This window comes from Sphingomonas sp. P3_C5 (assembly GCF_056402635.1).
On the sequence record NZ_JBFUHA010000003.1, the window covers coordinates 440,210 to 454,952 of the forward strand.

Genomic DNA, 14,743 nt, shown 5'->3' on the forward strand with positions numbered 1-14,743 from the left:
TCAGCGGCCCGTCATTCCCTGTTCGGCGACGAGTCGCTGATAATTAGCGCTTACCTGGCGCACATAATTCTGCGTCTCGGCATAGGGCGGGATGCGGTTGCCATATTTGCGGACCGCGCCTTCGCCGGCGTTGTAGGCCGCGAGCGTCAGCGAGAAATCGTTGAACCGGCCATAGAGTTGGCGAAGCAGACGCGCGCCGCCATCGACATTGGCCTCGGCATCGACGATCGCCGCGCCGTGGACGCTGAGCATGCGGGCGGTGCCGGGCATCAACTGCATCAGGCCGCGTGCGCCGGCCGAGCTGGTTGCGCCCGCGTGGTAGCGGGATTCCTGGGCGATCACCGCGTGCAACAACAGCGGATCGATCCGCTGCCGAGCGGCAACCCGCTGGATCATCGAGTCGTAAGGCGTGCTGTAGGAGACCGGGCGCATGGCCAGGATCGAGTCGGCACTGAGCGAGAGCGCGTCGGCCGTCAGTTCGGCCGGTTCCAGCGCCTTCGGGGCGATCGCGGCGACTTGGAAGTTGGCGGACCGCGCGTCGGCAGCATCGGCGATGGCCGTGGCGGGTGACGCGACGCGGCGGAGTTGCGGAGGCTCAGGTGCGATCCTGCGATTCGACGGCGGGACATATTCCGTTGGTGAGGCCGGCGCGACGACGATATTTGCACACTGGCTGAGGGTCTGGAGCCCCGCGAGCGATGCTGCACTGGCGACACGCAGCATCTCGGCAAGCGGGCAGGGCGGCGGTGGCGGCGCGCGGTCTCTTGCGGCAGCCGGCTGCCCAAGCGCTGCGGCCCCGAGGATAAAGATAAATCTGGCGCTAGCGCGCTCGTTGAACAGAGTTCCCATGTTGCATCGCTCTCCCGGCCACTGGCTGAACACAGCCGATGGACTTCACGATGCCCCACTGCGCTCGGAGCCTGCCCGAACCGTGCGCGGTTCTGAGTTTGCGAGAGTTTTTTTGCATTTTCAAGACATTGGCACCAGTTTAGTTCAAATTTCGCCACACACGATGTGCCGGGTCAAATACACGACGAGTTGACGCAAAGACTGGGAACCTTTTTATCGTTTTGCACACGTAACAGAAAGATAATTTTTCTATTCAACGTAAATTTTGCACGACTCATCGGCGTTACACTCTACGCTGTCAGTAAACAGATGGGTAACAACTGTAAAATTTCTGAGTCGAAGTGTTGACGAGTCCCGAATTATTGATGAATTGTGGATAAGACGCTGTCGTGCCCCACGGACTGCGTTGTTTTTAGGCCTGCCCGGCTGACGAGATCGGATAGTCGACGTAATATCGCGTCGAACAGTCCAGTCGTCGCTGGAGAATGTGCCCCCGCATGGCCCAGAAGAATGACGGTGCCGACAAAAGCGAGCTGCCGACGCCGAAAAAACTGCGCGACGCGCGTAGAAAGGGGGATGTCGCCAAGTCCAAGGACCTCGGTGCCGGCTTGCTGACACTGGCCTGGCTGATTCTCTTTCTCGCCGCCTCGGGGTATGTCGCGAAAGAACTTGCGCGCCTCGCGACCGACACGATCGCCGGGGCGACGACGTTGCCGTTCGAACGCGCCGCCGCGACCGCTGGATGGGATGCGCTCGGCACGCTCATGCGCATCTCGCTCGTGACCCTTGTGCCGGTCGCCCTCATCGCGACATTCGCCGAATTCCTGCAGGTTGGTCCGATCCTGACCACGGAAAAATTGAAGTTCGGGCTCGAGAAGATGAATCCGATCGAGGGTCTGAAACGGATGTTCGGCAAGGACGGATTGTTCGAGCTGGCCAAGACCCTGGTTAAGGTCGCCCTGATCTGCACGATCGCATGGATCGTCATCCGCAATGCATTGGCGAGTTCGACCCAGCTCATCGCCCTTGCCGGCAGCTCTCCGATCGATGCCAGCGGACCCGCCGCGGCGATGGCCTCGCTCAGCCAGACCTGGTCGCTGACGTTGCAGATGTTCGCGATGGTGGTCTGCGTGTTCCTGTTCGTCGCAGTGGCGGATCGGCTCTACGCCAAGGCGAGCTTCATAAAGAAGATGAAGATGAGTCGGCGCGACATTCGCCAGGAGCACAAGGAGGACGAGGGCGATCCGCAGATCAAGTCGATGCGGCGCGAGATGCATCAGGAATGGGCGAACCAGAATGCGATCGGCGCAACGCGCGGCTCGGCCGCACTGCTGGTCAATCCCACCCACATCGCGATCGCGCTCGACTATGATCTCGAGAGTTGCCCGGTCCCGGTGATCGCGGCCAAGGGGGCAGGCCCGCTGGCCGCGGCGATGCGGACCGAAGCCGAGCGCGCGGGCGTGCCGATCATTCGCAACATCACGACGGCGCGTGCGCTATGGGCACGCGGCGAGATTGGCGAGATCGTACCGGAGGACATGTTCGACGCGATCGCCGCGATCATCCTGTGGGCGGCCAAGGCGCGCAGCGGCGACGCGCCGATGTGGCAGGACATGGATGGCCCCGCCCGATTGCCCGCCCCCGCCGCCGGCTGACGATTAAAGGAGAACCGAACCCCATGGGAATTGGAGCCATATTGTCGTCGATCGTGGCGGTCGTGGTGGCGCTCGCCGTGGTCCTCGGCATGGCGTGGGGCGTCATCTGGATGCTCAAGAAGCTGCAGGATCGCCAGCTGGGGGTGGCCTCGAACGGGGTGGGCGAACCGCCGATCCGGTTCCTGCGTTCAATGCCGCTCGGGCAGCGCGAGCGCGTCGTGCTGATCGAAGCGCGGGGCGAGACGATGCTGGTCGGGGTTACCACCGGCGGCATTACGCTGTTGGCACGCTGGCCTGACGAAGTCGGCCGGCCGGTGCCCTGATGGCGACCGCGCTTTCGCTCGACGGACTGACGTCTCTGCGCCGCCTCGACCCGGATGCGGCCGCGCTCGGCGGCACATTATGTGCGCTGATCGGCGATGCCGGGTTCGATGTCGCGATCGTTCGGGAGACGCCGGTGGCGGCATCGTGGTTTGCCTGCCCGGATGGCATCCGCTTCCGGATCCTCCGGTGCGGCGGCCAGGCCGTACCGCTCGACGAAGGCCGGATCGGGGATGCGGTGGCGTTGCTCGACCGGATCGATCCGGTCCTCGCGCGGATCGAGCAGGTGCTGGATCTTGTGCTGGAGCCCGATGCGCTCGGGGCCGATCTTCCGCAAGGCGTGATTCTGTCGTTCGAGGATGAGGGGACGGCTGGGCTGATCGCCGTGCCGCCGCACCATGCCGGTCGCGACGGCTGGGAAGCACGGGCTCGCACGCTCGCGCCGCCGGCTTCGGCCCTTCCGGTGATCGTGCGGGTTCTGGTCGATGGCCCTCGCCTTGGCATCGCCGAAGCGGGAGAACTGGCGGCTGGCGATCTGGTGCTGGTCGGCGCGGCGCCCTCTGCGATCCTGAGCGCCGCCGACGACATCAGGCTTGCGGGAGCGATCACGCTTTCGACGGGATATTTCACGCTCGATCCACAAGGAGGGCCAATGGCTACCGAGACACCCCTCGCCGGGGCGCCGCGCGATTTCGCGGTGCCGTTGACGCTGCGCCTGCCGGACCGCCTGACCAGCGCCGCCAGCCTCGCCGCGTTACGGCCCGGCATGGCGTTGCCGCTGGGTCCCCTGACGGAAGGCATGCCGATCGATCTGCTCGTCGCGGGCCGGATGCTCGCGCGTGGCGAGCTGGTCCAGCTCGGCGATCGCTTTGCGGTGCTGATCGAGGAGCGGGCGTCGATCGCCGATGTCAGCGACGCTCCCCCGCTGGACATCGAGGGCGATGGCGATTCCGCGGAGGCGGACGCATGAACCTGGCGCAATTCACCCCGGGCTCGGCCCTGATCACGGTCGTCCTCATCGCGCTGGCGCCGTTCTTTGCGGTGATGGTGACCAGTTTCACCAAGATCGCGGTCGTGCTCAGCCTTGTGCGCAATGCGCTCGGTCTGCAGCAGGTGCCGCCCAATTTGGTCCTCAACGGGCTCGCGCTGATCCTGTCGGTGTTCGTGATGTATCCGACGCTCGAAAAGATGCAGGCGGCCGCTGCGATCGAAGCGCCCGCGGCGCCGACCATGCCCGGCGATCCGCAACAGGCGGAGAACCCGATCGAGAGCACGGGGGATATCTTCGCGACCGCGGATCGCGCCAAGGAGCCGCTGCGCGAGTTCCTGATGAAGCACAGCGATCCGCGCGAGCGCGCCTTCTTCCTTCGCACCCAGCAGCGCATTGGCGATCCGGCGAAGGTGCAGCTTCTCAAGGAGAGCGACTTCGTCATCGTCATCCCCGCCTTCGTGGTGAAGGAGCTCAAGATCGCCTTCCAGATCGGGTTCCTGATTTTCCTGCCGTTCCTGGTGATCGATATGGTGATCTCCAACATCCTGCTCGCGATGGGCATGATGATGCTGTCGCCGGTGACGATCTCGCTGCCGTTCAAGATCCTGCTGTTCGTGCTCGTCGACGGCTGGGTGAAGCTCAGCCACGGGCTGGTGCTGTCCTATGTATAGGCGGCGGCCGAAATGAGCGACGATGTCGTCGCGCTGACCACCCAGGCGCTGTGGCTGGTGTTGTTGCTGTCGGCGCCGCCGATCATTGCCGCGTCGGTGGTCGGGCTGCTCGTCGCGATCATTCAGGCAGCGACGCAGCTGCAAGAGCAGACGCTGCAATATACGCTGAAGTTCTTCGCGATCGTGGTCAGCATTTTCATCACCGCGGGGCTGATGGCGGGCACGTTGTTCAGCTATGCCGACGGAATCTTCTCGGATATTGCGGGAGTCGGCCGATGATCGAGGCGGCGCCGCCCGGGATCGGCGTGCCGCTCTTCGCGGCGATGCCCTGGCTCGATCAGCTGCTCACTGTCGGCATCGCCTCGACGCGCTTCGCCTTTGCTTTTGTTTTCGTGCCTGTCTTCTCGCGCGAGGCGATGCCGACGACCGTGCGCAACAGCATCATCGTTACCTTCGGCCTGGTCGCGCTTGCGCTCCAGCCCGATTTCGCGCCAGCCAGCCTGACTGCTATGGACTGGGCAAAGATGCTGCTGAAGGAGGCGGCGGCAGGCGGGATCATCGGGCTGTTCTTCGGCACTGTGCTGTGGGCGCTGGCATCGGCGGGCGAGATCATCGACACAAAAGTCGGGGCGACGATCGGCCAGCTGGTCGATCCGCTGAGCGGGTCGACAACGTCGCTGACCGGTATCCTGCTCGGCCGCTTCGCCGAAGTGGTTTTCGTGACCGCGGGTGGGCTCACCTTGCTCGTCGGCACAGTGATGGGAAGCTATCTGGTATGGCCGCTCGGGCCTGGCGGCATCGTGCTCGATATGCGCGCGCTGCAGTTCTTCGAGGGCGAGTTCGGTCGGCTGTTCGCGCTGGCCTTCCTCTTCGCAGCGCCCGTCCTCACTGTCCTCTACGTGATCGATGCCGGACTCGGCTTTCTCAACCGCTTCGCGCAGCAATTCAACGTGTTCGCGCTGTCGATGCCGATCAAGGCGGCGGCGGCGATCTTCGTCCTCATCCTGACGCTCCCCCTGTTCGCTCAGGCGGTTATCGCCGATCTCGGCACGCGCGAGGAAATCGCGGGCGGGGTGCTCCAGCGCGTGGGCCAGCCGAAATGAGCGGGTTTCCCGCCCCCCGGCCGCCGCTCGCGTCTGCAGACCTCGCCGGCGAGGGCGTGACCGATACCGAGGAACTGACCAGGCTGGTCGAAAGGCTGCGCGAGTCCGAGACGCGTCGCGACGCGCATGCCCGCGATATCGTGATCGGCGAGTTCAGCGTGACCGGTGCGCGCGTGCCACTGCTGCATATCGCCGGGCTGCAGACGCTGACGCGCAACGAGGCCGCGGTGCTGCGCTTTCTCGGTTGGGGACGCGCGAATGGCGACATCGCCCTCCTGCTCAACATGACGGAGAACACTGTTCGCACGCATATGAATAACGCGATCCGAAAGTTGGAGCTGGATGGCGTCCGCGAGCTCAACAGCCTCGCGGGCCTGCTGTTCCTGCCGATCGAATGAGGAGGAGCCTAAGCGAATCGTTTAGGCGAACTAAACGAATCGTCGAGCGCGCGACGCACGGATCCGGGGCAGTTTTGCCCCTGTCGCGGCGGCCAGCTGCGACCGGTCCGCTCCCCGAAGGAGCGCGAAATTCTGGAAGGAACGGTCATGAGTTTCTTGAGCGGTATCGCGGGTTCGTTGGTCAATCCGGTCAGTCTCGCGCAGCTGGCGATGGGGCCGGCCGGATGGGCCTCGCTGGCCGTGCGCACGATCGGTACGGCGATCGCAAAGGAAGTGATCCAGCAGTTGGGCCAGGAGTTGGGCCTGCCGCAGGGCATGATCAATATGGCGCAGAACGCCTTCTCGGCTGCGACCGGCACGACCGGCGGCCCGGCAACGATCGCGGAAGCTGTGTCGGATCTGGCCCAGCAGTTCGGCCTGTCGCCGGCGGAGCAGGGCGAATTGCAGCGTTCGGCGCAGCAGGACTCGCGCGACATGTACACGAAGCTCGCAGAAGCCTTCAAGAGCGGCAAGGACATGGCCGAGGCCCGCAAGTCGCGTGGCAGCAAGGGCAGCGGGAGCTGGCTGCAGGCGATCGCGGACGCCATGGCGCAGGCGCTCGACAAGAAGGTTCAGGACATGGACAAGATGGCGCAGGCGCTCGACAAGCAGGGCAGCAACAAGTCGGTCAAGGCTTCGACCGATCTGCAGGTCGCCGGCCAGGAATTCTCCTATCTGATGAATGCGAGCAGCACGGTCATCAAGACGATCGGCGAAGGTCTCAGCGGTATGGCGCGCAAGCAGTAAGCTTCGCGGTTTTCAAGCCGGGGAGGGCGGGTATCACCCGCTCTCCCTTTTTTGCGTTGCGAAAGAGGAGGGTCGGATGAAGCGGACTTTGGCGTTGGTCATGGCAGTCGGCGCGCTCTGCCCGATAACGGCGGCGGCCCAGGATATGGGCTGGAGCACGATCATCCCGTCGGTTACGGGGACCGACCAGCTCGGTATCGTATTGCGCGAACAGGTGCGACGTCCGCCCCCGCATCGGACGGGACGCCCGTTTTCGGACGTACCTCGTGCCGTTGCGCCGGATGCGATGGTACTGCGCTACCAGCCTTCGAGGGCGCGCCGCACCGCCAACCTCGCGCATTTTCTCGAGAAGACCCGCGCGGTCGATCCGGCGGGCGCGAAGGATCTCGCTGGCCTGTTCGCCTCGGGTGACTTCATCGACAAGATCGGCCACGCACTCGCACCGGCCGGTCTGCGCGTGGACAATGTCGCGGATGCCTACACGGTCTGGTGGATCAATGCCTGGCAGGCCACCCGCGGCAGCAACGCGACGCCCAGTCGCGCCAAGAACGAGGCTGTCCGCGGCCAGGCCGCGCGCGCGCTGACCGCCTCAGCCAAGTTCACGGGCGCGGACGACGCCGCAAAACAGGAACTCGCTGAATCGCTGCTGGTCCAGGCGGCACTGATCGATACCGCGGTCGAGCAGGCAAAGGGGGATCGCGCCCGGTTGGCGGCGATCGGCGCGGCCGTCGCCAAGGGTGCCCGCGGCATGGGGATCGATCTCGGTATGATGGAACTGACTGAAGATGGATTCGTCCCGATCCAGCGCGGCAGCAACGAGGCGGCGCCCGGCGCGAGACGAGCCGACGTGGCCGATGCAGACGCGACCGCTACCAGCGATGGGCGGACACCGTATGGTCTGATTGCCGCCGCGACCGGCGCAGGACTGGGCGGCCTGCTGGTCTTCCGTCGCGTTGTCGGCCGTAAAAGCGGCTGAGGCCCGGAGGCGGACAGCGACAAAGGCCCACAACGAGCGACCACGGACACCAAAACAAATTCATCCACACCGACAGCATATTATCTGCTGCCCGCACCCGCAATTCTCATTTGCGGGCATTGAGGACCAGCTCGGCCGCAGACTATCGCGTAGCCAATCGTCGAACCTAAGTGAGGCGATACGGGCATCGGGCCCCGGCAACAGGGATCTCCCCTCGAGCTCCGCACCGAAATACCGGGCATGAGCGTCAGCGACGATCCGGCGGCCGTCTTCGTGGGCGGTCGCGATCTCCATCGCGACTTCGTCGAGGCGAAATTGCTCCTGGCCGGCAACCTCGAGGTTGGCGTTGAGTGCGTCGCTGACCACGGGCACCGCCGATGCGGAGCCGGCGCCCCGCGCAGCGATCTTCACCGAGCTGATGACCAAAGCGCTCGCTGACTATCCCGGCAAGGAAGCGCTGGTGGTTACGGTCGTGTATCCGCCGGGCTCCGTCGATCCCGTGCATCGTCACAACGCGCACGCTTTCGTCTATGTGCTCGAGGGCTCGATCGTGATGGGGGTGCGTGGCGGCAAGACCGTCACGCTCAGAGCGGGGCAGACTTTCTACGAAGGCCCCACCGACGTGCACACGATCGGCCGCAACGCGAGCCGGACCAAGCCAGCGAAGTTCCTCGTCGTCCTGCTGAAAGGCAGCCACGACCCGGTCGCGGTGCCAGCGAACTGAAACCGGATCGTACCCGGCCGCGATTCAGGTCGATGTCCAGCAGCGGGCGCCCAGTCCTTACTTTGTTTTAGCGGGGACATTCACGCACGAACGATCTCCGGCAAGCTGCAGCACAAGATCGGCACGGCTCGGCATCTCATTCAGGATGTGGCGAGTGAGCCTCTCATAATGGCTGACGAACTCTGTCACGGCCGCATCGTCCATTATGCGAACGCCATCGCCGCGGGATCTGCGAAGGGCGTGCTCCTGCTCGATCCGCCACCCCAGCACGGTTTCCCAATCGGGCGCGCGCAGGAGAGCTAGCATGTCCATTCTCGCAAAGAGCGGCTGGTACGCCGCCAGCGCCTCATTGGCATGGCGACGCCAGATCCCCATTGGGTCGCGCTCGCGCTCAAGCTGGTTGACCGGTATCGTGAGCTCCGCCTCGGGCTGCGGAATCGCGCCGACGCACCAGCCTTCGAAGATGATCAGCGGGCAGCGCGAGGGTGCGATCGGCCACAGGGCGGGGTCGATCCGGTCGTCCACGGCCTTGTCGAATTGCGGCAACGGCGCGGGCTCTCCCCGGTCGAGTGCAGCGAAGGTCTGCAGCGCGAGCGGGAGATCATGAGTAGCCGGCGGCCCACGGGTCGCGAAGAGAGGATGGACTTCGGCCGCAAGGGATGCGCGCTGCGCCCTCGTCAGATAGAAATCGTCGAGCGAGAGCACGACCGTGTCGGGAAGGCGGCCGGCAAGGGCAGCCGCAAGCGTCGATTTTCCGCTGCCCTGCGCACCGCACAGGCCCATCACGATCGGCCGTTCGAACGTGCTCTCCAAGAGCCGTTCCGCAGCTGCGAGCAGGATCTGCTCAGGCGACACGGTTCGGCGGCTCTTTTCCAGCGAGGAAGGCCTGTAAATTTTCGATGGCCTGCATCCCCATGGCTGTCCGAGCTTCCTCCGTTGCGCTGCCGAGATGAGGCAGCAGGACTGCGCGCGGACTCGCCAATAGCCTGGGATGGACTTTCGGCTCGCGCTCGTAAACGTCGAGTCCGACTGCCGCCAGACGTCCACGCGCCAACGCATCCGCCAACGCGGCCTCGTCGACTACCGATCCGCGCGCCGTATTGACGAGGATAGCAGTCGATTTCATGCACGAGAGCAGGGCACCGTTGACGAGATGCCGGGTCGCCTCTCCACCTGGCACATGCAGCGACAGGATATCGGCTTCGGCGGCCAGCGCCTCGACACTGGGTGCTCGTATCGCGTCCAGCGCTTCCTCAATCATTGGTGGTACAGGCGATCGGGCGAAGTATTGGACCTTCATGCCAAGGCCCAACGCCTTGAACGCAGTGCGCTGGGCGATCCGCCCAAACCCGACCAGCCCCAGTGTGCGGCCTGTCAATCCCTGGCCCATGAGGTGCGTAGGCCGCCAGCCGGTCCAGCGGCTGCTGCGCAGCTCCCGCTCGCCTTCTCCGGCGCGCCTTGCCGCCATCAGCATCAGCAATATCGCGAGTTCCGCCGTCGCCTCGGTGAGAGCGTCCGGAGTGTTCGTTACCGCAAGACCGGCCGCACGGGCTGCGTCCAGATCAATGTGATCAGTGCCGGCTCCGAAATTGGCGACTATTCGGACCCGGCCCCCGGGCGTCGCGACGAGATCGCCGTCGATGCGGTCGGTGATTGTGGGAAGCAGGGCATCGCAGGTCAGCATCGCCGATCGCAGCGCTTCCCTGTCCATCGGGCAGTCATCGGAATTGAGAGTGAGATCGAATAGCTGCCCGAGACGGTCCTCGACCGGAGCCGGTAAACGGCGCGTCACGCAAATTCGGGGCTTGGCCCGGCCCTCGTTTGTCATATCTGCTCCTGCTGCCAATCGGATAGCGCATTCGTTAAAAGCTGAGCGGGGGCTGCCTTCTCCGCGCGGACCATCTTCGCGCTGCCGGCCAGGAACAGCATGCGATCCATATCGCTCACTCGTCAGAATCGTAAGCATTGAGGCCCGCCGGCAATCGCGTCATTACTCGCATCACCACGAGAGCTATGATTAGAAATATCTACTGGCGCAACTGATATAAGAGCTTGCGCGTGCGTTCAGGGCTCGCAAATTCCCTGTTATCTCGTCGGAACAGGGAATTTTTCTTTTTTTTGACGGTGCCCTAGCCGAGATTTCTAAATTATTGTTATTTTGAAGCATCTTACAGAATTTCTCATCGATCCGCTCTTCCCGGAACAGGGAATTAACAGGGAATAACAGGGAAATTCAGCGCCCCGGAACGGTCCGCGGCGCCGCGAAAGGCATTCAAATCCGACGATAAGAAAGAGCAGCTCGGGCTTCTGCGACGTCCCGTGCCTATTCTATGGCCGATGCAGGGATGCAGTTGAATCGCGACATCAGCTACGGCCCACGGCCTAACCCATTCCAATCAATCTGTTCAGGGCCAGCTGGAAGTGCGACACGAGAGCAGCTTCGGCGGCATCGGCATCGCGGGCTGCGCAGGCATTCAGTATTTCGATGTGCTCGCGGATCGTGCGGATCGCCAGCGGCCTGGTCGTGAGCCAGTCCAGTCGCACCAGCGTTACATAGTTTTTCAGGCGGCTGGCGGTGGCGGCGATCAACTCGTTGCGCAAGGCGGATATGAGCGCGCCGTGGAGGCGTTCCTCCAGTTCATCGAGCTCCCTTTCCACCTCGGGATCCCAAGCGCCAGACTCGAGTTTGGCGAGGAGTGCCATGTGATCATCCACTAAAGTCTTGATTTCACTGGCGTTCCCCGATTCCGCCAGCGTGCGCGCGCCAGCCCGCTCGATCAGGGACCGAAATTGATATGTGGACCGGGAGAGTTCGAGATCTGCCCGGACGAAGCGGATACAGGACCGGGCATGAATTGTGACAAGGCCTTCCGCCTTCAGCCGTCGCAGCGCGTCGCGCAACGGCTGGACGGTGGTGCCGAGAAGGTTGACGAGGTCGGTCTGCGAAAGCTCGGCGCCTGAAGGAATGGATTTGTCGAACAGCCCTTTGAGGATCGCGGCATAGGCCTTGTCGGCCAGGCTTGCCTCATCCTCAACCTCGGTCAGCGCTACACCTTTCAGCTTTGGGCGACCCTTCGCAGCCTTGCCGGACGCCAGCCGCATGAAGAAATTCTCCCTTTTGTCTTCGGTGACGCTCACGAGCGAGTGAGCGTAATCTGAAATATGAACATAGTGCGAGCGGCCAGGTTACGCCAGCGGCGAACGGCCGGTCGCCTCGTGCGGCCTGCCGCCAAAGCCTTTGCTGACACCTTCATGTGCGCACGTTCCGAGACCAGCGTGAGGCGCTCGATCTGCCAAAAAGCCCGTCCGCGCCCGGGCTCGCTCGGTGAATGCGCTGCATTTCGCTCCAATAGAAATCTACAATGGGATTGCTCATATCTTAAAACATGCATATTGGAATATCGCAACGAGAATCAGGGAGAGGGATAATGGTCGGTTCGGCACGCCCGTACGGCACCACTGCGATAGCAGTCGTCGCGTTTTCACTCGTCTCCGGGGCTCAGGCACAGGTCGCTCCAAGCGGCTCGGAGACAGCTGACAGCGCCGCCTCGGAAGAAATCATCGTCACCGGCATCCGCGCCAGCCAACGACACTCGATCGATATCAAGCGGAACGCGATCAACTCGGTTGATGCGATCGCGAGCGAAGATCTCGGCAAAATGCCGGATCAGAATGTCGCGGAGTCCCTGCAGCGGGTGCCCGGCATCACCATCGATCACAATCGCGGCGTCGGCAACGGCGTCACCGTGCGGGGCCTGGGACCTCAGTTCAACACGGTGACGGTGAACGGGCGCGTGATTGCCACTGACGGTGCCGGCCGTGAATTCAACTTCGACGTGCTGCCCTCCGAGCTGATCGCCGGCGCCAACGTGTTCAAGAGCCCACAGGCCAACCTGAACGGCGCCAGCATTGGCGCGACGATCGACATCCACACGCTGCGCCCGCTGGAGCAGCGGACCGGCTTCTTCGGCGGCGGGTCATTGCGCGCAAATTATGACGAACTCGGCAGGAACACGACGCCTTCGGGCGCCGCCTATATGACGTGGAAGAGCGCTTCGGGCCAGCTGGGCGCCTCGTTCGTGGTTTCCTATGACGAAAGGAATGAGCGGACCGACAATTTCTTCGTCGGCGCGAGCTCCTACCCGCGCAGCTTCGACGATGGCTATTACGGCTCCGTCTCCTCCACCGCGGGCGGCCCATGCGTCGGCAGCGTGACCGCCGGCACCTGCGCTCCGCGCGTCGACACCAGCAAGGTCGCGCTTTTCCGCAACGTCGACATGTATCACAACTTCGTGAACCAGGTGGAATTCTCGCACCGCAAGCGATGGGGCGTCGACGGCACCATCCAATACAAGCCGACCGATAATCTCGTCCTCACCGTGGACGGATTGCTGTCCAGCGACGACGAGCATTATCACGGATCGGGCATCGTTCCGGATTTCAGCAGCGGCACGCTGGTCAACCAGGTCGTGGTTGGCGGCGCCGACGCGACGGAGCTCGTTGCAGGCCAGAACCGAACGGTGCATGTCGGCGGCACGGCGATGTCGGAGAGCTTCCACGATGGCACAGTCGACGAGATCGTCGAGAACCGGCCAGCGAAATCCACCACCTATGTTGCCGGATTCAACGCCAAATGGTCGAACGGGCCGTTCACGCTCGCCCTCGACCTGGACATGTCGCGCGCCCAGCTCCGTGATCCTGGCGGCTTGTTCACGACCGTCCGCCTGAAACATATCGATTATAGCTATGACCGTCGCACCGGGTCACCGATCGCCCGGTTCGACGTCAGCAATCCTGGTTACGCCAATGTCGCGACCGACGTGAACCATCGGCTCGCGCACTATATGCAGGCGGAGGCGCAGAATTTCGACGACACGATCAAGGAAGGTCATCTCGACGGCTCATGGGCTGGCGACCAGATTTCTGCCTATGGCGGCGTGGGCTATTCGTCGCGGACCAAGAAGACCACCGGCTTCACGGAGCCGAATGCCTGCGCCTATTGCGGCAGCGATGTAGTGCTGCCCTCAAGCCTGTTCACGCCGACGAATTTCAACTTCTTCAATGGCGCCGCGGGCGGCAATACCGCTGACTGGGTTGATTACGACGCGGACAAGCTTTTCCAGGCCATGGTCGGCCTGAACAGCACCGCCAATCCCGCTCTGCACAGCGGCAGCCTGTTACCGATCGTAGTCGATCCCGCCGCCAGTTCCTCAGTCAGCGAGAAGGTCGCGCTCGGCTACCTGATGTTCGAGTTCAAAGGCGACCTGGGAGGCATGCCGCTTGCGATCAACGCCGGCGCACGGATCGAAGACACGCACTTCACCTCGAGCGGCTTCGGCCAGACGATCCTGAGCGCGAAGCCCAATGGCACCGGCCAGAACGTCATTGTTCTGTCGCCCCTGACGGCGATCAGCTTCAACGGACATTATACCGACATATTGCCGTCGATAAACGCCCGCCTCAACCTGACGCCCAAGCTGATCCTCCGCGCCGCCGCATCCCGCGTCATCTCGCGCCCGACCCTGACCGACCTTTCGTCAGCGCAAAGCATCACCAGCAACCCTGGAAACGAGCGCATCTCGCACGGCAATCCCAATCTGCTGCCATTCAGGGCATCTCAGGCGGAAATGGGGCTCGAATGGTATTACAGCCCCGACTCGCTGCTGTCGGCGACCTTCTTCTACAAGTCGATCGACTCGTTCATCACCCGCGGGGTCAGCACCCAGCAAGTCGATCAGGTCACTTTCATCATCGACCAGCCGGTCAACGGCAAGGGGGCGAGCGTGAAGGGTATCGAGCTCAACTACCGCACCGTCTTCAAATTCCTGCCCAGTTTCCTGGACGGCCTGGGAACCCAGCTGAGTTATACGTATACCGACAGCGACGCGGACTACGCCAACGCCGCCAAGGCAACGACGCACTATTCGCTGCAGGGCCTGTCCAAGAATTCCTACACGGTGGTAGGATTTTACGAGAAGGGCCCGCTCCAGTTGCGCGCCTCCTATACGTGGCGTGATCGCTATCTCGTGGCGCCGCAAACGCAGACTGGCGTGCCGGAGTTCAGCGACAGCTATGGCCAGCTCGACGCCGGCATTCAGGTCTCCCTGACGAAGAACTTCATCCTCACGGCCGACGCAACGAACCTGACCAACTCGGACGAGTTCCACTATGCGAACGTCGTCGGGAACACGCAGGAATATCGGCGGGTAGGGCGGCGCTTCAGCGCAGGCGCTCGGGTGAGGTTCTGAGACAGGCCAGCGCCGCCCCAT

General features: G+C 63.3%; 16 protein-coding genes. 11 read left to right on the forward strand and 5 right to left on the reverse strand.

The genetic code is table 11. The annotated features are described in order from the left end of the window. Nucleotides 1-849, reverse strand: coding sequence for a lytic transglycosylase domain-containing protein (locus AC1DVS_RS11095; protein WP_478022912.1), 849 nt, complete (start codon nt 847-849; stop codon nt 1-3). A 497-nt stretch (nt 850-1,346) separates the two neighbouring features. On the opposite strand from AC1DVS_RS11095, the gene AC1DVS_RS11100 reads away from it, so the two are divergent. The 10 genes from AC1DVS_RS11100 to AC1DVS_RS11145 all read left to right on the forward strand — a co-directional run bounded on the left by AC1DVS_RS11100 (nt 1,347) and on the right by AC1DVS_RS11145 (nt 8,474). Then, a complete protein-coding gene (locus AC1DVS_RS11100; protein WP_478022914.1) occupies nt 1,347-2,504 on the forward strand; it encodes an EscU/YscU/HrcU family type III secretion system export apparatus switch protein in 1,158 nt (385 codons plus the stop codon). A gap of 23 nt (nt 2,505-2,527) precedes the next feature. Then, nucleotides 2,528-2,827 carry a flagellar biosynthetic protein FliO gene (gene fliO / locus AC1DVS_RS11105; protein WP_478022916.1) on the forward strand — a complete coding sequence of 100 codons (300 nt, stop codon included), beginning with the start codon at nt 2,528-2,530 and terminating at the stop codon, nt 2,825-2,827. After that, nucleotides 2,827-3,795, forward strand: a complete 969-nt coding sequence (locus AC1DVS_RS11110) for a FliM/FliN family flagellar motor switch protein (RefSeq protein ID WP_478022918.1) — start codon at nt 2,827-2,829, stop codon at nt 3,793-3,795. The genes fliO and AC1DVS_RS11110 overlap by 1 nt, the downstream gene beginning before the upstream one ends. After that, complete coding sequence (sctR, locus tag AC1DVS_RS11115) at nt 3,792-4,487, forward strand: type III secretion system export apparatus subunit SctR (RefSeq protein ID WP_478022920.1); 696 nt, start codon at nt 3,792-3,794, stop codon at nt 4,485-4,487. Before AC1DVS_RS11110 ends, sctR begins: the two co-directional genes overlap by 4 nt. A gap of 12 nt (nt 4,488-4,499) precedes the next feature. Continuing rightward, entirely contained in the window at nt 4,500-4,766 is a 267-nt protein-coding gene (gene sctS, locus AC1DVS_RS11120) for a type III secretion system export apparatus subunit SctS (RefSeq protein WP_478022922.1), read from the forward strand. Beyond that, nucleotides 4,763-5,590 (forward strand): type III secretion system export apparatus subunit SctT, encoded by an 828-nt coding sequence (gene sctT, locus AC1DVS_RS11125; protein WP_478022924.1) that lies wholly within the window; start codon nt 4,763-4,765, stop codon nt 5,588-5,590. The genes sctS and sctT overlap by 4 nt, the downstream gene beginning before the upstream one ends. Continuing rightward, the gene (locus tag AC1DVS_RS11130; RefSeq protein ID WP_478022926.1) at nt 5,587-5,988 is read left to right on the forward strand and encodes a helix-turn-helix domain-containing protein; all 402 of its coding nucleotides are present in this window, start codon (nt 5,587-5,589) and stop codon (nt 5,986-5,988) included. The genes sctT and AC1DVS_RS11130 overlap by 4 nt, the downstream gene beginning before the upstream one ends. A 147-nt stretch (nt 5,989-6,135) precedes the next feature. Next, nucleotides 6,136-6,774, forward strand: coding sequence for a hypothetical protein (locus AC1DVS_RS11135; protein ID WP_478022927.1), 639 nt, complete (start codon nt 6,136-6,138; stop codon nt 6,772-6,774). A 76-nt stretch (nt 6,775-6,850) separates the two neighbouring features. After that, a complete protein-coding gene (locus AC1DVS_RS11140) occupies nt 6,851-7,750 on the forward strand; it encodes a DUF6683 family protein (RefSeq protein ID WP_478022929.1) in 900 nt (299 codons plus the stop codon). 346 nt (nt 7,751-8,096) lie between these two features. After that, nucleotides 8,097-8,474, forward strand: a complete 378-nt coding sequence (locus AC1DVS_RS11145; RefSeq protein ID WP_478022931.1) for a cupin domain-containing protein — start codon at nt 8,097-8,099, stop codon at nt 8,472-8,474. A gap of 57 nt (nt 8,475-8,531) precedes the next feature. On the opposite strand, the gene AC1DVS_RS11150 is transcribed toward AC1DVS_RS11145, so the two are convergent. The 4 genes from AC1DVS_RS11150 to AC1DVS_RS11165 all read right to left on the reverse strand — a co-directional run bounded on the left by AC1DVS_RS11150 (nt 8,532) and on the right by AC1DVS_RS11165 (nt 11,612). Continuing rightward, nucleotides 8,532-9,329 (reverse strand): AAA family ATPase, encoded by a 798-nt coding sequence (locus AC1DVS_RS11150; protein ID WP_478022932.1) that lies wholly within the window; start codon nt 9,327-9,329, stop codon nt 8,532-8,534. Next, nucleotides 9,319-10,302, reverse strand: coding sequence for a 2-hydroxyacid dehydrogenase (locus tag AC1DVS_RS11155; RefSeq protein WP_478022934.1), 984 nt, complete (start codon nt 10,300-10,302; stop codon nt 9,319-9,321). The genes AC1DVS_RS11150 and AC1DVS_RS11155 overlap by 11 nt, the downstream gene beginning before the upstream one ends. Continuing rightward, complete coding sequence (locus AC1DVS_RS11160; RefSeq protein ID WP_478022935.1) at nt 10,299-10,421, reverse strand: hypothetical protein; 123 nt, start codon at nt 10,419-10,421, stop codon at nt 10,299-10,301. Before AC1DVS_RS11160 ends, AC1DVS_RS11155 begins: the two co-directional genes overlap by 4 nt. Before the next feature lie 435 nt (nt 10,422-10,856). Next, nucleotides 10,857-11,612, reverse strand: coding sequence for a GntR family transcriptional regulator (locus AC1DVS_RS11165; RefSeq protein WP_478022937.1), 756 nt, complete (start codon nt 11,610-11,612; stop codon nt 10,857-10,859). Nucleotides 11,613-11,902: 290 nt separating this feature from the next. Between AC1DVS_RS11165 and AC1DVS_RS11170 the strand changes: the two genes are divergently transcribed. Further along, nucleotides 11,903-14,722, forward strand: a complete 2,820-nt coding sequence (locus tag AC1DVS_RS11170; protein WP_478022939.1) for a TonB-dependent receptor — start codon at nt 11,903-11,905, stop codon at nt 14,720-14,722. Nucleotides 14,723-14,743 lie beyond the last annotated feature (21 nt).